Below are 19,614 nucleotides of genomic sequence, written 5' to 3'. Positions count from 1 at the left end.
TGGTTTGATTATATTTTGATGACATTTAAAGATTCCAATTGTTAAACAAAATCAGATTGGATATAATGGCATTTGTCAGAGTTAAGCTTTATTGAAGAAGGGATATATATAATGAAAGCTGCAGTCACTGTTTTAAAGGAACAGATCAAATATTTTTATTTGGTTAAGCGATTGTCATTTTATGAATTGAAGAGTACTAATTCCAATAATTATTTAGGAATGTTCTGGGAGCTTCTGAATCCTGCCATACAAATAGCCATTTATTGGTTTGTATTTGGTTTTGGTATATTAAGGGATAAAAGAGGCCAAATTGGTGATATCGACTACTTTCCCTGGCTTTTAGGCGGGATTGTTGTATGGTTCTTCATTAATCAAGGATTACTGAAGTCATCTAAATCGATATATACAAAAATTAAAATGTTATCAAAAATGAATTTTCCAATGAGCGTCATTCCTAATTACGTTATATTTGCGAATTTTTATTCTCATCTAATGTTATTAGGGTTTATCATTCTTATCTTGCAATTTTTAGGATTTTCGATTTTCAGTATGGGAATTTATTATTTGCAGCTGCCAATTTACATGTTTGGTGTAGTAGCATTGATTTTTGCTATTTCTTTAATCACTTCCACGTTGGCTACCATAATTCGAGATGTTCAAATGCTGCTACAATCAGTACTAAGGATGCTATTGTATCTTTCTCCGATTCTATGGGATGTCAGTGGATTACCACACTGGGTGCAGACTGTGATGAAAATCAATCCATTTTATTATATTGTGGAAGGGTATCGTCATTCTTTGGTGACCGGTGGATGGTATTTTATAGAAGAATGGCAGTATACACTTTATTTCTTTGGGCTGTTATTACTATTGTTCGTAATAGGTGGAGCATTACATGTTAAGTTCAGAAGACATTTTGTTGATTTTCTATAAATTGGAAGTGTTAACTTATGAGTAAATCAGTCATAGTAAAAAATATCAGTAAAAAGTACAAACTGTTCAATAATCCCAAAGAGCGACTATTAGACTTGGTCATCCCCAAGAAAAGTTATGGGGAGGATTTTTATGCACTCCAAAATGTCAGTTTTGATGTCGAGCAGGGAGACATTGTAGGATTTGTGGGGGTCAATGGATCAGGTAAGTCCACACTTTCAAATATTATTGCCGGAGTAGTACCAGAGACATCGGGAACAGTTGAAGTCAATGGGCAGGCTGCCTTGATTGCAGTAAACACCGGGTTGGATGGAAAGTTGACTGGGAGAGAAAATATTGAATTAAAGCTTTTAATGTTAGGCTTTAATAAGCAAGAGATTAACGAGCTTGAGGATGAAATAATTGAATTTGCGGAAATTGGCAAGTTTATAGACCAGCCTGTAAAATCTTATTCCAGTGGAATGAAGTCAAGGCTCGGGTTTGCAATATCTGTTAATATCGACCCGGATATACTGCTAATTGATGAAGCACTATCGGTTGGAGATAAAGCATTTGCTGAGAAAAGTTTATCTAAGATGCATGAGTTCAAAAAAAGTGGAAAGACAATGTTTTTTGTCAGCCACTCGCTAGGACAAATGAAAGAATTCTGCGAGAAAATCCTCTGGCTGGAATACGGGGAAGTGAAGGCATATGGATCCGTTGATGAAGTACTTCCTCAATACCAGGAATTCCTTAATAAATATAAAAAAATGAGTAAAAAAGAAAGACAGCAATATAGAGAAGAAGTAAGTAAAAAACAAAGCGGAATAGGATTAGCTCCTTCCAACTAAAAAAAGGACAGCTGGATTTAAAACTCAGCTGTCCTTTTTTATATTATTTTTTTCCCAGCACTGGCCTGGGAAATTTTTATTGTTTAAATAGTAATTTAGCTGGAATTTAGTAGGAAAGTATTTACTTTTATCAGAATTTGTCGATGTAATGTATAAGAGACACTTTATATTATGTTAAAAAAACCATTTTATAGGCCTTACATAACTTAATTTCTATGATAAACCACTAGATGCAATGTATTTGTAAATTAAATTTAAAATTATGAAATTTATCGAAATATAGGCTTAACATTTTTGACAAAATTCGGCATAATAGGAAAGTGCATCTATAAAATTCTAAAAGGTGGTGACGCTAGTCTAGTATATTAATAGCTTCAATGTAAAAATTCTTCAGGAAATGAAATTTAACAAATGGAGGAGTGATTAGTGAACGCTATGATAAAAAAAGTTAATATTCTTCTTATGGTTTTTGCACTTTTTATTCAGCTCATTCCATTACATATGGTGGACGCCACCACGGGAACTGAAGCAGATGGGAAGGTTAATGGAGTAGTATTTTCTGATAATATCGGAGAAGAAGTGAAACTTCTGGAAGAAAAGGATGCAAATAGTGATGTCCTCGTACATATACCGGATGATTCAAAAGTCATTGTGGAAGAAATAGGTGATGAATATGCTAAGGTCACTTATGAAGGGACTGACTCTGAACAAGTATGGACTGGTTTTCTTGACCAAAACTATTTGGTTGATGAGGCAGAAGCAGAACAAATCCGTACTTCCCGTGAGCAGCAAACAATAGACCAGGAGAAAAGTGCTGACGAGTTATCCTCAACGGAAAGTGTAGAAGGACAGGAAATAGATGAGGACAAAGAGTCTACTGTCACGAAAGAATCGCCTATCGAAGGAGAGGCTGGCGAGGAATCACCGGAGACGAATGACACTTCCTCTGAAGACACGTCAGTAAGTAGTGATGAGGCAGATCTTTCAACTGAGGAAAAAGCGGCTGAAGATAAGGTCGTTGAAGGTAATGAAGAGGAAGAGACTATAGAAACTGAGTCTTCTTCAAATGAGCTTCCAGGTGAAGAGAACCCAGACAAAGAGGAAAAAAATGTGAAAGCTCAAGAGGAAAGTTCTACTGACGAACAAGTCTCCATCGCTGGTATGGAAAAGAAGTCTCTGACAATGACCAGTGTAGAAACTACTCAAACATATCATGGAGTTGCTTTAAAGGCTCCTACGAATGTTTATGCGGAAATTTCAACAGGATCTAAAGTGCTGAAAAGTTATGCGCAAGGTTCTGTACTCAAATACAGTGGTTTCTCTAACGCAAACTGGAATGTCGCCACTGTGTATATCAATGGAACCCCTACTACCGGTTATATCAACAAAGGGGATGTCGAGAATCTTGTAGATTCTCAAACTACTTTACACGGGGTGGCACAAGCTGATCCTACTAATATCTATTCCAAAGCTTCGACAAACTCGAACGTCTGGAAGAGTTATAACAAGGGTTCAGTTTTGAAGTATAAAACTTTCTCCTCTGGCTGGTATGAGGCGACCGTATATGCTGAAGGAAGTTATAGAACAGGCTACATTAAAGCAAGTGATGTAAGCAATGGAGACAGTTCTTCGACTACTCTGTATGGTATAGGCTTGCAAAGCCCGACGAAGGTCTATAGAGAGGCTGCCACCAGCTCATCTGCCTGGAAAAGTTATGCTGAAGGTACAGTATTGAAATATGAAACTTTTACCACGGGATGGCATAAAGCAACTGTCTATGCTAGCGGTGAATATCGTACTGGATATATTAAGACAGATCATGTCGAAAATATAGATGCTGATCCAACAACTTTAAGGGGAGTAGGCATGAATAGTCCAACTCCCATATATGCTAAAGCCTCAACCAGTGCTGATATTTTAAAAAGTTATAGTCAGGGTACAGTGTTGAAATATGAAACATTCACTTCCGGATGGTATAAAGCTACTGTTTATGTCAACGGGAAAAAGACAGGAGGTTATATTAATGCTAACCATGTGCAAAACGGGGATAAAGATCAAACTGTTATATATGGTATAGGTCTTAAAAGCCCTACCAACATCTACTCAGATGTTACTACAAGCTCTAATGTAATAAAAACATATGGCCAAGGTACTGTTTTAAAATACGAAACCTTTATATCAGGCTGGTATGAAGCTACTGTCTACGTAAACGGTAAAAGAAGACATGGATACATTAATGCCAGCGACACAGAGAATAGTGTAGCTAATCCGACTACTCTGTCCGGGATTGGAATTAAGGCCCCTACGAACATTTATGCGGATGCTACAACCAATTCCGAAGTTCTGAAAACTTATGGGCAAGGAACTGTTTTGAAGTATCAAACTTTCACCACAAATTGGTATCAAGCAGTCGTCTATAGTAACGGTAAGTGGAGAAATGGCTATATCTATAAGGAAGATGTTGAAAGCGGTGACCCTTCTCCTACATCCTTAAAAGGGATTGGATTAGCAGATCCGACCAATGTATATTCTCAAGCCACATTAAGTTCTGAAGTATTGAAAGCCTTTAAGCAAGGGGAAATACTGGCCTATCAATCTTTTACAGAAGATTGGTATGAAATCACTGTGGATATTAATGGTTCAAGCAAGACCGGGTATATCCATAATACCCATGTCCAGGGACTAACTGATGAAACATCCACGTTCCAAGTAAGAGCCCTCGACAAGGTGAATGTGCATGATTTAGCTTCACGTAAATCGAACGTTTTAAAGTCATATGAAAAAGACTCTATTCTTAAGGTTTACACTTTTACTGAGGATTGGTATAAAGTGAAGGTGTCAATCAATGGCAAATATGTAACTGGGTATATAGCTGAAAGTGATGTAACTACAAATTTAGAGCCAGAACCAGATAAAACCTACATTGATACGGATTTGAGAAAACCCTCTAATGTAACTGCCCAAGAAATAGTAGATTACTTCAATCGGACAAGACCAGAAAGTCCATTGAAAGACTTGGCTCAAGACTTTATTGACGTTCAGAATGAATATGGTGTCAATGCAGTTTATCTTGTTGCTCATACGATTTGGGAAACAGGATGGGGCGGCTCTAACTTGATGGATTACAAAAACAATCTATACGGTTATGGTGCGTATGATGTCTGCCCATTCACTTGTGGATATTATTATCCGACAGAGGCAGAAAGCATCAACTCTGTAGCCTATATGGTTAGAACAAATTATCTGAATCCTGATGGGCGGTATTATAACGGCCCAACACTGATTGGTATGAACGTCAGATATGCAACCGACCAAAATTGGAAAAATGGTATTGCAAGGCTGATGGAAAGCATCCGTCCATATGATGCAAAGCATTACTCTTCAGCCTCTATCCTGCCAATGAATGGAAGTTCGCCTGGTACCTACGGGCGCAATATTCCTGAAAGCCAGCCATACCCGGAAGATGTAATTATCAACTTTCCGGAAGGCATAACAGCTACATTGCTGGAAAACTCAAACTATCGTACGCTGCCATATACATCCTCTTCGACCTATGTTGGGACATTAACGCAGTCTTCTGAAGTAACCATTATTGGTTATAATGAGGATGTCCGTGAAAATGGAAGCTATCCATATGACAACAGATGGTATCGAGTGTTAGTAGATGGTAGAACAGTTTGGGTATATGGCAAATCACTCGCTATGAACAACTTGATTCAAGTTAACGAAGATGTTTCACCTAGATTGAACATTCGTAACGCTCCTAATGGAGATATAGTTGGTAAAACGTATCCTGGTGATTTCTTGAAAGCTGTACTGGAAGAAGGACAATTTATTGTAAAAGATGAATATGTCAAAATCCAGCTTCCTGATTCTAATGAAGCAGGATGGGTTCATCAAGACTTTGTCCATATTATTATCAACTAATTGTAAGGAGAAACCCCCGGCCTCGGCCGGGGGTTTTAATGTTATAAAAGATTTAGTGTATGATAATCAGGTGATTTTTTTCTTAGAATTGATTGCTGTATTATAAAAAGATTCAAATTTTTCAGCTGCAGCTTGATGGGAATAGCTGGTACTGATTTTCTCTCTTGCCTTGATAGCCAGCTGCTCGCCATAATGAGCTTCCTGTAATAGCTTGATGACATGGCTACCCAACTTTTTTACATCACGGTCCCCGAATAATAGCCCATCTTTTTCATGGTCGATGATTTCCTTCAAACCCCCGACAGCTCCTGCAATCACCGGAGTGCCGGAACCCATCGCTTCTAATGCTGAAATCGACGTTGCTTCCTCGACACCATGGGAATGGACGCTGGGGATCAGTACGATATCAGCCGCCTGATAGAGGCTTGTCATTTCTTCAGGTGCGACAGAGCCGAGCAGGCGTATATTTTCCTGCAACCCAAGCTCCGCAATTTTCTTTTTCATCGCCGGCATCTGCTCTCCGGTGCCCGCGTAGACAAGCATGGTCTTCGGGTGCTGTTTTAAAACTTCAGGAAGTGCCAGGATCGGATAGATGACTCCGTTCTTTTCGGTCAGCCTGCGTGGTACGAATAACATTTCCCTGTCTGACGGGATGTCGTGTGATTGTTTCAACTCGTCCAGATTAACATCAATCCTGTCAAAACGTTTGGTGTTGATGAAGTTTTTCATCACCTCGGCTTCGACACCCGCTGTATCTTTAAGATAGTCGCGAATCCTCTGATCAACGGTAACGTTCAGGTCAGCCGCCTGGTAAGCTTCTTTTTCTAAATTTCGATACTTGTCCGAAGTATTCGTTTCCTGCTGGATGGCACCGCGACTGATTGCTTCATAAGCATAGTAGCCATGGACTGTTGCAACTACTGGAACATCTGTAGCGGTAGATGCTAACGTTGCAAAGATATCCTGTGAGTTGATGACATCATAATTGGAAGCTTTGTCTTTTAAAGCCTCTTCCAATAGCTTTTTGCGCTGCAAATCATTCAGCAACTGGCCATGCCCTTTTTTGAAGCGGTTGACAATGTACCCCGGAGCCTGGGCAAGCACTTTTTTCTTTAAGCTTCCAAGGTCTGAGAATGAAAGTACATCAACGGTATGGCCCCGTTCTTCCAAGCCTTCTTTCAATGTGCTTACATGGGAAGAAAGGCCGCCTTCATGGGGATAGTCGAAAATTGTAGTGATCAGAATTTTCATCAGGATTCTCCTTTACTGGTCAGGGTAGGGAATAGTGTTTGTAAATGATACAGTCGAAAGATGTATAAGAAAAGTCCATAAAGAATAAATGTAAATGATGTCGTAATGATTAAAGAAAAAAGAATCGGCATTTCCGGAAGCAGCCAGTGCAGCCCGGCTGAACCTATAAGTAACAGGATAAGCACCCCGGCTAACCGAAACAAATGCTGGGCCGGCCTTTCGGTGCCTGATACTGTTTGTTTAACCAGGTAGCGGTATAGGAATACCGTCTGGAACACCATCGAGAGACTGGTCGCAAGAGCGACACCTCCGACACCAAGCCAATAAGCAAGACTGACACTGAGCAGGATGTTCAACCCGACACCATACAGACAGGAGTACATTGCCATTTTTGCCAGCTTGAAAGCATAAAAGCTGTTCATCAAATAATCACGAAGTGCGAAAAACGGCAGAGCGACAGCAAAAAAGACAAACGCCTGGCTGGTCAGCATGCTTGCTTTGTCATCGAAAGCTCCCCGTTCGAAGGCGAGCTGCACGAGGGAATCCGCTTCGATTACCATGACGACCTGAAGTGGTATCGCCAGCATGATGATCGCTTTTACTCCCTGATTTGAGATATCCATAAATGCCTGAAACCCTTTTGTAGCGACACGGGATAAGTAAGGATATAAAATCGTTGAAATCGGCATCAAAATAATGCTCAGTGGTAACCACAATAAACGGTTGCCGTAGTTCAGTGCCGACACACTTCCTTCTTCCAGAAATGATGACACGACCCGGTCGACTACGAGGTTCAACTGGACGACGAGTGATGCGATGATGATCGGCATGAAGGGCTTCAATACCTTCTTCAAGGTGCTCCATTCCTGCCAAAACTTGAAGGTGATTGCTATTCGTTCGCCTTTTTGAAGTCCGGGCAGCTGGATGACCAGCTGCATTGCGCTCCCGATAAGTACCCCGATTGCCAGCCCATGGATGCCGAGCCAGTCATATAAAAGGTACATAAATAAGATGATCACCAGATTGTTGACGAGCGGCGCCCAGGCAGGAAGCCCGAACTTTTCGTTGGAATGAAGGACACCCTGAGTCAAGGACTGGATTGTCATGAACACCAGACTTGGCAGCATAATCATCGTCAGGATGACAGCCAGATCCGACTGGGCGTTGGTAAACCCGGGTGCGAAAATATGTACTAACGGAACGACAAGCAAATAGGCGAGTAATGTCAGCGCAGCTGAACTCAGGATGAAAAAGCTTCCGAGCCGCTGCAGCAGGTGAGAGGCTTGTTCGCCAGATCGTTCTTTTTCCTGGATGTAAAGCGGGACGATACCTGCCTGGATGCCTGTCCCAAGTGCAGTAAACAGGATGGTCGGGATCAGGAAAGCGACAAAGAATACGTCAGCGGTTCCGGAAGCCCCGAAAAAGGAGGCGATCAGAGCTTCACGGACAAAACCGAATAATTTGCCGAACGCTGATAAAACGGTTACCATCCCGAACGCTTTCATTAATTTTGATAACTGTATCATGAAATCATGTCTCCAATTTTTTGTGACTGTTGATACTGATTATATACCCGATCAATAGATAGTAATACAGGGTGAATGTTTTGTCTTCAAGAATATTATAAAACAATCCAGCGACAAGCATGACAGCTGTCATGGCAAGCCCAAGATTCCGCACAAGGGAAGGAGGATAACGAAACAGCTTCCATATTAGAAAGACCAGGAAAGTGAGAAACAGCACGGTACCGATTACGCCGGTTTCGACCAGGATTTCGATATATTGATTATCAGTATATAAATTATCTGGTACGCCGTATTCTTCATAAATCGGTGAGGGATAGCTTTTTGTTGCTGAATCTCCGTATGTTGCGAATCCCGTACCGATGACAGGGTGGTCAAGGAATATTTCGATTCCTTTAAAAACGACATATAACCTTCCCCATTCCAGGCTGGATTGCAAGGTGGCACTGGAAAACATCTCCTGGAAGCGTTCAATGAACACGTTATTTTGCTTTTTTGTCTTCGAAGAGGAATTCTCTTCTGTATCTTTCTTCAGTTCCGATGACTCAGGCTTTTCTTTTTCTGTATCCTCCTGAAAAAAGCCGGCTTCCTGGATGTAGTCGACTGCTATAACTGTCGGATAGTAGATGAGAGCGAATGCTACAATTCCATAGATGAATACGGGTACAATCGAGCGCCATTTCTTCTGGAAGAAAAGAAAGACCAGGAAACCGAACCCAAAGGCGAGAATTGTCCCGCGGGAATAGGTCAATAAAAAGGCACCCAGGATGACTATCCGGATGACCGGCAGCAATTTGTACCAGCGTATCATATCGGGTTTTAAGTAAAAGCTCATGAAAAACACGATGATTAAATACGTAGCAAGCACATTAGGATTGCCGATCAAGCCATAAATCCGCATCGCATTCGCAGCAGCCAGGTTCCAGTTTTCCCACGTTTCAGGCAACAGCCAATGCCGCATGGAAATCTTTTCGATCAAGCCATGGACGCTTAACAAAGTGGCTACAGCAAGCGAAACAGTGATGGTAGCCTTAATGTCGCGTTTTTCCCATGGGTATGCACTTGCAATATAAATAAGTAAAAACATGATTAAAAAGGCACGAATCTGAAAGATGCCTGCGACCAATGATATCCCGGTCAACAAACCGGAAAAAAATCCGATCCCGAGCATTAGGATGAAAAAGATAGAGAATAGATAGTTTCGTCTTAAATGCTCGAAAGACGGTCGAGCATAGATAAGGCTCATGAAAAAAAGGAGGATGATAATCAGATCCCCCAAATAGAGCAATCCTCCATTCACTTCAGTAAGAAACGGGCGTAATGGAAAGAATACCAGTAAGAACAGCCAGCCATTCTTTACATAAAAATAACTTGTCACCAGGATGATTCCTGTTATGATATAACCAAAAAGCGGGGAAGGGAATAAAAGCGCCAGCCCCAGCAGCCCAATATGTATAAGTAGCAGTCGATAATCAAATGGTTTCAAAAATCTCACCCCGATCATTATTTTGTTCTTATCACACATATATAATGTAGCTCATGGATTTTATGCTCGTTTAAACACTTCTTTATAATTTGATTACATTTTACTAAAATTATGTAAATTTAGCGAAAGGTTGCTTGTCATGAATAAATTTACCAGTTATGTTTCCATTAAAGGAATTCCATTCATCAATATTACACAGCAACAATTATTGAAAAATCATCTTTACCCAGCGCTAGATAACAAAGGGAAAAACTTCGTCGTCACCGCGAACCCGGAAATCGTGATGGCCGCTGAATCCGATCTGGAATATAAATATATCCTCCAGCAGGAAGCGGATTATGTGGTTGCAGATGGCATCGGTATCATTATTGCCTCAAAAATCATAAAAAAACCGTTGCCAGAACGAATACCGGGGTATGATTTGATGCTTGAGCTGCTAGACTATGGTAATGATAAAAAGTTGAAGTGCTATCTGCTGGGAGCGACAGATCAAGTAGCGGAAAGGGCAGCCGACAATATTAAAAAAGCCTATCCCGAGTTGGATGTATGCGGTTATCATCATGGATATTTTGATGATGACGATAAAACAATTTTGGAGGAGATCAAGTCAGCTGCTCCAGATTTGATATTCGTGGCACTCGGATTTCCTAGACAGGAAAAGTGGATTTTCAAAGCAATCAAGCAGCTGGATCATGGCCTGATGATGGGGGTAGGAGGCAGTCTTGATGTCTGGGCCGGAGAAATGAAGCGTGCTCCAAAGATTTGGCAACGTTTGAACTTAGAGTGGCTGTACCGGCTGATCAAACGTCCATCCCGCTGGAAGCGCATGCTTCAGCTGCCGCGGTTCCTTTGGCATATTATCAGGAAAAAATAAAGTCAGTAGAAACGAGGGTATCAATAATGAAAGTGCTTCATCTAAATGCAGGCAATGAAACAGGAGGCGGCATGTTCCATATCCTTTCTCTCCTCAACAAACTAGACCGGGAAACATTTGTTCTCGGGGTATTCGAGGAAGGGGAAATGATTAGGCGCGCTCGTGAACTTGGTATCCGAACGGTTGTATTCAGGCAAACCCGTCAGCTGGACCTGCGTGTTATGAAAAAGTTGAAGCACTACATAAAGGAAGAGAATATTGGTATCGTGCATACTCATGGCCCGCGGGCGAACGTGCTTGTCCATGCTATGAAGCACTGGCTGGATATCCCCTGGGTCGTCACGGTTCACAGCGACCCAAGGGATGATTTCATGGGCAAGGGCTGGAAAGGGAATGTGATGCGGCAGCTCCAACAACGGGCGATTCGCTCGGCCGACCACTGTATCGCTATCTCAGAAAGGTTCAAAAAGGTTCTGCTCGACTTTTCGATTCCGGGAGAAAAGATTACGACGATACTGAATGGCCTGGATTTTGATGATCAGGTGGAACGGCCTTATACACGAGAAGAGCTCGGGTTTCAGGAAGCCGACTTTTTAGTAGTGATGGTCGCCCGGCTTGAACAGGTCAAACAGCACGCACTGGCCTTTGCAGCTTTCCGGGAAGTTCATAAAAACTGTCCGGGGTGTAAGCTTGTATTAGTTGGAGATGGGCCGGAGCGGAATAACCTTCAGAAGCTGGCAAAGGAGTTGAACATACAATCTGCTGTCTATTTCCTCGGGCACCGGAACGATGTCGACCGTATTTTGCCGATGATGGATGTAGAACTGTTGACCTCAAAAAGCGAGAGCTTCCCGCTTGTCTTACTGGAAGCGGCACGGGCGGAAGTTCCGGTTATAAGTACGGATGTCGGAGGCGTAAAGCGGCTGGTACCTTCGAAGAAATATGGCTGGCTGGTTCAGCCATCGAGTAGAACTTCTATAGCTGAAGCGATATTAGAAGCAGTGGAACAAAAGAAAGAGGGACAGCTTAAACATATCGGAGCTGCCTTACAAAAATACGCAGCTGCCAATTTCTCCATCGATCAATTCGCCTCACAAGTCCAAAGCGTTTATAAAAAATTGCATTAATACCAATACTACCCCGGAGCCCTCCAAAATTTGGAGGGCTCCGGGGTGTTTTCGTTCATGCCCGAGGTCATCCAGATATTGGATACCCATACCCTTAACACTAAATTGTAATGTGGATGCTCGACAAAATGTGCTATAATATGCACCGTACTTAGAAGTGTAAATATTTTGTCATTATATTTTTATGAATTAAGGAGTGGAAAGAATGCGAAAGAAGAGGCAAAATGGATTATTGGCTGCCTTACTGGCTGTCCCATTACTTATGACTCCAGTGCAGGCAAGCGCTGAATTTGGACCGGATGCCTGGCATGAGTATCGTCTGAAGGACGATAAGAATGCCGTATACAATCAGGAAGGCGTCGAGCCACTGGAAGCGAAAACGTTTAAAACTGCAGATGAGGTACGTGCTACCCCAGTCGTGGCAGGGGACAAACTGTTTGTCGGGAACCACAATTCTGGTGATCTGTTTGCATTTGATGTTAACAGTGGTGAAGAGTTGTGGAGAAGCAAAGCCCCTAACTGGATTCACTCTGAGATGATTTATAACGAAGGCACTGTGTTTGTTGGATTCGGTAACCGGTTCTTCCAGGAAGATGGTACCCGAGGAACTGGGGAAAGTGGTGTGTTAGCGTTAGATGCAGAAACAGGAGAAACAAAATGGAAATTTAATACCAAAGGTGAAGTGATGCCTACCCCTACCTTCAAAGACGGTTATGTGTATGCTGCTACCGGAGACGACCATCTTTATAAAATTGATGCCGAAACTGGAGAGTCAGATACAAAGGTGAACCTGGGCCACACGGTAAGTATGTCATCCCCGAACATCGTTGGTGATCAGCTATTTGTCGGGGGAAGCGGTCCGTTACCATATGCCTTTACTTCTGTCGATCTTACTACAGACAAAATCAAATGGCAGACCGAGTTTGAAAATGTAAATGCCGGCCTGGATGATGTTCCGCCTGCGGTAGACCAAGGGATTGTCGTGACAACTGCTCTGGAAGACGCGACGCCGGTTCGGTTGAAGCAAGTATACGATCGGGATGGTGTAGTTGAAGTCTATAAAGAAGCCATCAAAGGTTTCTTTGGCGGAGGCGGCTTCATCAATGAACGTGAAAAGCATCCCAGACACAAAATTTACGCAATGGATACAAAAACTGGTGAAGTGATTTGGGAAGATAGTCTTGGCATCGGTGAATTTGTAAAGAACAATAAATCCGGTGCTCCAATTATATACGAAGGCAAAATCTATGTAGGAAGTCCAATCACTAAAAAGTTTTATGCCTATGATTTGAAATCTGGCGAGCGGCTCTGGGAGTTCAATAATGCAGTTATGAAGGCTCCGCCAGTAGCGGATGACGGAGTTGTTTACTTCTCCAATGCGAAGGGGTTTGTCCATGCCTTGGATGCCGAGACAGGGGAAGAGATTGGTCGTAAAGAGTTAGGTGGAAAATTGGCTCCATCAGGTCCAATCATTATGAATGACACCTTGATTGTAGGAAGTCAGGACAGTAATGTATATGCATTGCCGACTGAGGATATTAAAAATGCTTCTGACGAATTCAGCGTGCCAGTGGCTAAAGAAAAAAGTCAAATCAGCTATTTCACATTTGTTTATGGTATTCCGATTTTGTTGTTCGCTTTACTAATAGCAGTACTAGTATTTGGAATCAGGAAAATCAAAAGAGTGAACACTGCCAGTTAAACAAGACCACACCCCGGAGCCTCCAGATATTGGAGGCTCCGGGGTGTTTTTTAGGTTAACCGGTAATTAGAGGTATGCATATCTTAGTAATGAATAAGACTTCTATCGTCCCTTTAATACAGGATATGGATTAGCAGAGGTAAATACGGGCTGTTCCCTTAGTAGGAGGGGGATAGCTCGTATTATTTATTTTATGTAACATTTTGTAATAGTGGTGAAATGGGCGTGTGTATGCGGTAGTTTAATAGATAACAAGCATAGAAGTTTGTCGAATCTTAAGACCAGAGAGGAATGAGAAAGTTTGTTTTACAAAAATTTGTTTATGAGTTTGTTCGCTTTTTTGATCGTTTTTTCTGGAGGGTTGGGACTTAAGGAAAATACCGCTTCGGCGTCACAAGTCGATCCAGACACTACTTATTCTTATGAAAGATTAACGAAAGACATCAAGGTATTGGCTGAACGTTACCCTGAAGCTATAACCTATAAATCTATTGGAACTTCCCCATATGGCAGAGAACTTTGGGCGGTGAAAGTAGGCAGCGGGGATAAAAATATCCTTGTCAATGGTTCCCACCATGCCAGGGAGTGGCTGACCTCGACACTTAATATGAAAATGGTAGAGGAATATGCGAAGGCTTATTCCAATAACACAACCATCAATGGATTCCAGGTACGAACGCTGCTTAACGACGTTGCCATCTGGTTCGTTCCGATGGTAAATCCTGATGGTGTTACGCTTCAGCAGCAGGGGTTGAATGCAATGCCGTCTTCTATTCATAATGATCTTATTAGAATGAATGACGGAATGAGGGATTTTACACGCTGGAAAGCAAATGCCAAAGGGGAAGACCTAAACCGTCAGTACCCGGCAGACTGGGAAAACATCAAATACAGTAGTGGAAAGCCATATTATAAGGACTTCAAAGGTTATTATCCAATGCAGGCAAAAGAAGCCCGTCATCTAGCCAGCTTCACCTATGAAACCGGACCACGCTCAACAGTCGCCTATCACTCAGCAGGCCAAATCGTGTATTGGTACTTCAGCCAGACAGGAGAACAATATGATCGCGACAAGCGGGTAGCAGACAACATCAGCCTGATTACTGGCTACAAGCCAGTAAGCCCACAGCCCAATCCATCAGGCGGCGGCTATACCGATTGGTTCGTAGATGAATTCAAGCGGGTAGGGTTAACGATTGAAATCGGTGCCTATCCAGGGCAGAGACATTTGCCGACAAGCGCATTTGATCAAGCGTGGAACAAAAATAAAATCGTGCCATTACGAATGGCAGAGAACGCTCGTTAAGAATAGTTAGCAAAAGCACCCCGGGACATCCAATTAATGGATGTGGTCAAGCCCCAAAACTGTAGACATTGAAAAAACACCGGGGTTATGCAACCGCCTGATTTCTGTATTCGACAGGAGTCAGGCGGTTTAGTTTTCGCTGAGCACGTTGGTGATTATAGAAATAGATATATTCTTCCGTTATTCTTTGAGCTTCATCGATATCTGCGATAGGATAATAGTAGAGAGCTTCCACTTTCAAATGGGAAAAGAAGCTTTCGATACAGGCATTATCAAAACAATTGCCTTTACCTGACATACTGGGCGTGATGTGGTGGTCAGCCAGTATGTTATGGTAATCCTCAGACGTATATTGGGCTCCTCGATCACTGTGAAGGATCGGAGGTCCCATTGCGTCTGTTTCTTTATGAACAGCTTCTTTTACGGTATCCAGCACAAAGGTTAAGTCATAGGAATCACTGATTTGATAAGCAATGATTTCCTTCGTGTATAAATCCATAATTGCGGATAAATAACGGTGTTCCTGTCCCACAATAATATAAGTGATATCCGTAACCCATTTCTCATTTGGTTTCTCCGCCTGGAAGTTCTGCTCTAAAACGTTGTCTGCGATATAAGGTTTCATCACTTTTTTCATACGAAGCTTGCTGTTGTGTTTCCTGCGTATTTTAGCTTTTAAGTTCATGTCATCCATCAGTCGATATACTTTTTTATGATTCACCTTCCATTGATCCTGGCGGATTAATTCATCTTGAATTCGTCGATACCCAAACCGGTGATCAAAAGCTTCATAAAGCTCCCAAATTCGGTTTCGCAAGAAACGATCCTTATCCGGGCATTTCCTGCGTGCACGGTATTTGTGGTATCCACTCCTGGAAACGCTAAGGTAAGCACACAATTCTTCGATCGTGTAGGTTCCCCGTAAAACATCAATTACTTGATAGGCCGTTAACGCTTCTCCTTTCCTAGAATCTCGAAATACTTTTTTAACACATCATTCTCCATTTCCAACGAACGGATATACCGTTCTTGATCCGTATATTCCCCATTCTTCTTTGACCCTCGCCCACGCCTGTCAACCAAACCGTAAGCGCCCTGCGCTCGGTATTTCCTTGCCCAAGCCTTGATCAAGTCCCTATCATGAATCCCTAATTTATTGGCAATCTGGCGTTTCGTCCAACCTTTTTTCTTTAACGTTAAGGCTTCCATTTTCAGTTCGAATGGGTAAGTTCTTTTCTTTTGTCCTTTTAAAGCCATAAAAATGCACCCCTTAAAAATCGTACGTTGTAACCGGGTGTTTTTTCAACGTCTATTTTAAGGGGTGCACACTAATGTCCCGGGGTGCTTTGTTAGTTGGGGCTACTTTTAATTGAGTTACTTCACATCAATTCGGTTCAAAGCTGGTGCTTTAATGTCCTCTTGTTGTTTTAGATATTCAATCATAGCATCCAATGCTAGCGGACCTGTTACTTGATTTGTTCCTTCTTTCAAAACCGTAAACCCGTCTCCGCCAGTGGCGATAAAGTTGTTGACGGTGACTGTGTATTGTTGTTCGGGATCAATCGGGTTGCCATTACTGTCTGTCATGGCGACGATTTTTTCCCCGTTTGGAGCGTTGTCATCCCAAGTATAGTTTAATCCTGACACTTGCAATATCCGAGGGTAGCTGCCTGACCATTGCTGCTCAAGGACTGCTTTTATTTGACTTCCGGTCAATGTCATTTTTACAAGGTTATTTCCAAATGGAAGCATGGTATATAGTTCTCCCCATGTGATTGGGCCTTCATCAAGATTCGCACGAATACCGCCGGGATTCATAAACGCAAAGTCTGTTTGCATGGCAGCCCGTTGTGAATCAGCAACCAGGTTGCCGAGTGCGGACTCTCCGCTGGCATCTGGAGCGGTCGTGATCGGTTCGCCCGCCTGCGCGATGACTTCCTGAACTAGATCCTCCACTTCTTTGCTGTAGTTATCTACCATATCTTTCACTTCTGCATCAGGTTCGATGGCGTCGTGAAAAGTGGTAACCACGGAGGCTTCCTTTGAAACGATATCCTTCGTTTTTGGATCAATCATTAAATCTACATCAGAAAAAGCAGTTCCATAGGAGTAAGATTCCACAATCAGCTTTCCATCTACAACCGTGTTCGCATAAGCATGATTATGCCCGCCGAAAATAACATCGACTTCATCGTCTATTTTTGGTGCAAATTCCACAACCTCTCCAGAAGGGTTGGAACCATCCTGGTTTGAGGAAGCAGGAACGTGGGCAAGTACAACAATGGATTCGACGCCTTTTTCTTTCAGTTGTGCAGCTGCATTGTTAATCGCTTTTGTCTCATCGGTGAACTCAACGCCTTCGATACCGCTCGGAAGAACAATGTTCTTCGTGTCCGTGGTGACTACACCGATAAATCCAATTGGCATGCCGTTGACTTTTTTGATTACATACGGAGGCAGGATCGGCTCGCTTGTTTCTTTATCTTTCACATTTGCTACGGTATAAGGGAAGGAAGCTCCTTCAAAATCTCCTGTTTCTTCATGAGTCCCTCCATTGATCAGGCGCTTCATTTCAGCAACCCCTTCATCAAACTCATGGTTGCCGACCGTTCCTACATCAAAACCAAGTTCGTTTAGAATCTCAATAGTAGGTTCATCCTGGAGCAGGGAAGAAACAGGTGAACTTGCCCCAACGACATCGCCTGCATGGACAAGCAGCGAATTTTTATTGTCCTGTTCATACTGTTTCAGGTAAGCAGCCAAATATTCTGCTCCTCCTGCCTTTCGGTCACCGATGGTTCGGTAAACGTCCAGTTGACCATGGAAATCATTGATGCCTAATAGCTGAACCGGTATGTATCTTTCCTTATAGCTATCATTTGCCCCGGGAGCAGCTGAAACTGATGTACCTATGAGAGAAACGGATAAAAGAAATGCTGGTAATACTTTTTTTACTTGAAACATGATCTACCTCCTATAATTTAATAACATCTAAAAAATAGCAAAAAAGTTTAAATCTGTTTTACATACAGTGTAAAAATTTTGTAATATTTTGTCTATAATCTATTAGAACTAATCCACCCCGGAGCCCTCCAGATTATCGATGAATTCAAGCGGTAGGATTGACGATAGAAATCAGTGCCTATCCTGGCCAGAGACACCTGCCAGCCAGTGCATTCGATCAAGCATGGGAACGAAATAAAATCGTCCCACTTCGTATGGCGCAGAATGCACGTTAAAAAAACAGCACCCTTGATCCCTCCAGTAGTGATAGCGATCATCTTTCAGAAGTATCTAGTAAAAGGTATGAGCGGTGGCGGTGTAAAAGAATAGTGGGTGTTTGTGTAATTCTTAGCTTAGAGAAAAACTTTCACGTTTATCTATAAGCTTTTTTTATCTATCTCCAATATCTGGAGGCTCCGGGGTGCTCGTTTGTTGTTGTTTACCCCAGGTCCTCCAGAAATTGGGGGACCTGGGGTTTTCTCATTTTCTACACCAGCAAGAATTATTTAGTATTTCAAGAGGGTTTCTCAAATAAAATAACTCTAGAATGAAGTTTGACTCTGGAAGGAGTGTTTCTATGCAAATAAGACCATTTGCATTACAGCGCGGAGATACGATCGGTATTGTCACATTGGGAAGCCCGCCAGAAAGAGATGAGGTTGAGACGGGTTTAAAAATGTTGGAGGACATGGGTTTTAAAACACTTCTCGGCCGTAACGTGTACGCACGAGATGGTTTCTTAGCAGGTACAGCGCAAGTACGTGCGGGAGATTTGATGCGTATGTTTGCCAATCCTGAGGTGAGAATGATATTACCTACAAGGGGTGGGGTAGGAGTTGCAGGAATTCTCCCTTATCTTGACTATGCATTTATACAGCGAAACGCAAAAATCATAAGTGGTTACAGTGATATAACGGTATTGTTGAATGCCTTGTACCAATATGCCCATTTAATAACTTTTCAAAGTCTGATGCTTGTCGATTTTAACCCAAGCACACCCGGCTATAATTTTAATCAATTTTTTACTGCTATTTCTTCCTCTACACCAATAGGAAAAATACAAACCCCCCCTGATATTCCGTTAAAAAGCAGAGTACCAGGAAACGTCACCGGGCCGATTGTTGGCGGAAATCTCACATCATTAGTTGGCACCATCGGTACTCCTTTTGAAATAGATACTCGGGGAAAGATCCTCCTCATCGAGGATACACACGAACCCATTAACACATTATTCAGATATACTGAACAATTAAGAATGGCTGGGAAGTTCCGGGACTGTATTGGGGTTGTTATGGGAGAATGTACAGAATGTGATGAATCTTATGGTAAGACGTACGAAGATTTTATCAATGAATTTATGATCCCATTAGGAAAGCCGCTGATGACTAATCTAACCTCAGCACACGGCACTTATAAAACTGCAATTCCTATTGGGGCAATAGTTAACTTGAATACATTCAATAACACCTTAACGGTTCTTACCCGCACTACGACACCTCCTTTCTACTGATAGACTAAGGGGGGGTAATAACTTGCCAATCATTACCTAGCACCTAAAGGGGCGTCACAATAGTCTATTGCAGACTTTTAGCGGACGCCTCTTTTTCTATTGTCAGGAAGAGTTATGGTATCCTGAAACGATAGAGGAGGGA

General features: G+C 42.2%; 14 protein-coding genes. 8 read left to right on the top strand and 6 right to left on the bottom strand.

Features of this window, described 5'->3' with window-relative positions; all coding sequences use genetic code 11:
* Positions 1–111: 111 nt before the first annotated feature.
* The 3 genes from P855_RS0113415 (at position 112) to P855_RS21550 (ending at position 5,690) form a co-directional block, all read left to right on the top strand.
* A complete protein-coding gene (locus P855_RS0113415) occupies positions 112–933 on the top strand; it encodes an ABC transporter permease (protein ID WP_028784048.1) in 822 nt (273 codons plus the stop codon).
* Between the two features lie 17 nt (positions 934–950).
* Positions 951–1,763: a teichoic acids export ABC transporter ATP-binding subunit TagH gene (gene tagH / locus P855_RS0113410; RefSeq protein ID WP_028784047.1), complete on the top strand. Its 813-nt coding sequence runs from the start codon at positions 951–953 to the stop codon at positions 1,761–1,763.
* A gap of 435 nt (positions 1,764–2,198) precedes the next feature.
* On the top strand, positions 2,199–5,690 hold the full coding sequence (locus tag P855_RS21550; protein WP_235062664.1) for a glucosaminidase domain-containing protein: 3,492 nt from the start codon (positions 2,199–2,201) through the stop codon (positions 5,688–5,690).
* 66 nt (positions 5,691–5,756) lie between these two features.
* Here P855_RS21550 and P855_RS0113400 read toward each other — a convergent pair whose 3' ends face one another.
* The 3 genes from P855_RS0113400 to P855_RS0113390 are packed head-to-tail and all read right to left on the bottom strand — an operon-like array spanning position 5,757 to position 9,950.
* A complete protein-coding gene (locus P855_RS0113400; protein ID WP_028784046.1) occupies positions 5,757–6,941 on the bottom strand; it encodes a glycosyltransferase family 4 protein in 1,185 nt (394 codons plus the stop codon).
* A complete protein-coding gene (gene murJ / locus P855_RS0113395; RefSeq protein ID WP_028784045.1) occupies positions 6,941–8,467 on the bottom strand; it encodes a murein biosynthesis integral membrane protein MurJ in 1,527 nt (508 codons plus the stop codon). The genes P855_RS0113400 and murJ overlap by 1 nt, the downstream gene beginning before the upstream one ends.
* A gap of 4 nt (positions 8,468–8,471) precedes the next feature.
* Positions 8,472–9,950 carry an O-antigen ligase family protein gene (locus P855_RS0113390; protein WP_161628823.1) on the bottom strand — a complete coding sequence of 493 codons (1,479 nt, stop codon included), beginning with the start codon at positions 9,948–9,950 and terminating at the stop codon, positions 8,472–8,474.
* A gap of 139 nt (positions 9,951–10,089) precedes the next feature.
* On the opposite strand from P855_RS0113390, the gene P855_RS0113385 reads away from it, so the two are divergent.
* The 4 genes from P855_RS0113385 to P855_RS21005 all read left to right on the top strand — a co-directional run bounded on the left by P855_RS0113385 (position 10,090) and on the right by P855_RS21005 (position 14,959).
* Positions 10,090–10,824 carry a WecB/TagA/CpsF family glycosyltransferase gene (locus tag P855_RS0113385; protein ID WP_028784043.1) on the top strand — a complete coding sequence of 245 codons (735 nt, stop codon included), beginning with the start codon at positions 10,090–10,092 and terminating at the stop codon, positions 10,822–10,824.
* A 26-nt stretch (positions 10,825–10,850) separates the two neighbouring features.
* Complete coding sequence (locus P855_RS0113380) at positions 10,851–11,951, top strand: glycosyltransferase family 4 protein (RefSeq protein ID WP_028784042.1); 1,101 nt, start codon at positions 10,851–10,853, stop codon at positions 11,949–11,951.
* A gap of 205 nt (positions 11,952–12,156) precedes the next feature.
* Positions 12,157–13,653, top strand: coding sequence for a PQQ-binding-like beta-propeller repeat protein (locus P855_RS0113375; RefSeq protein WP_028784041.1), 1,497 nt, complete (start codon positions 12,157–12,159; stop codon positions 13,651–13,653).
* Positions 13,654–13,954: 301 nt separating this feature from the next.
* A complete protein-coding gene (locus P855_RS21005; RefSeq protein ID WP_051353225.1) occupies positions 13,955–14,959 on the top strand; it encodes a M14 family metallopeptidase in 1,005 nt (334 codons plus the stop codon).
* Between the two features lie 85 nt (positions 14,960–15,044).
* On the opposite strand, the gene P855_RS0113365 is transcribed toward P855_RS21005, so the two are convergent.
* From P855_RS0113365 to P855_RS0113355, 3 genes are all read right to left on the bottom strand, one after another.
* Positions 15,045–15,893 (bottom strand): IS3 family transposase, encoded by an 849-nt coding sequence (locus P855_RS0113365; protein WP_028784040.1) that lies wholly within the window; start codon positions 15,891–15,893, stop codon positions 15,045–15,047.
* Positions 15,894–15,907: 14 nt separating this feature from the next.
* Positions 15,908–16,216 carry a helix-turn-helix domain-containing protein gene (locus P855_RS22530; protein ID WP_028784039.1) on the bottom strand — a complete coding sequence of 103 codons (309 nt, stop codon included), beginning with the start codon at positions 16,214–16,216 and terminating at the stop codon, positions 15,908–15,910.
* A gap of 117 nt (positions 16,217–16,333) precedes the next feature.
* Positions 16,334–17,923, bottom strand: coding sequence for a bifunctional metallophosphatase/5'-nucleotidase (locus tag P855_RS0113355; RefSeq protein WP_037986058.1), 1,590 nt, complete (start codon positions 17,921–17,923; stop codon positions 16,334–16,336).
* 616 nt (positions 17,924–18,539) lie between these two features.
* On the opposite strand from P855_RS0113355, the gene P855_RS0113350 reads away from it, so the two are divergent.
* On the top strand, positions 18,540–19,472 hold the full coding sequence (locus P855_RS0113350) for a S66 peptidase family protein (RefSeq protein WP_028784037.1): 933 nt from the start codon (positions 18,540–18,542) through the stop codon (positions 19,470–19,472).
* Positions 19,473–19,614 lie beyond the last annotated feature (142 nt).

Source organism: Thalassobacillus devorans MSP14, from assembly GCF_000496835.1.
GTDB lineage: Bacteria > Bacillota > Bacilli > Bacillales > Halobacillaceae > Thalassobacillus > Thalassobacillus devorans_B.
The sequence above is the reverse complement of the archived record's forward strand: the minus strand, read 5'-3'. Positions and strand labels throughout refer to the sequence as shown.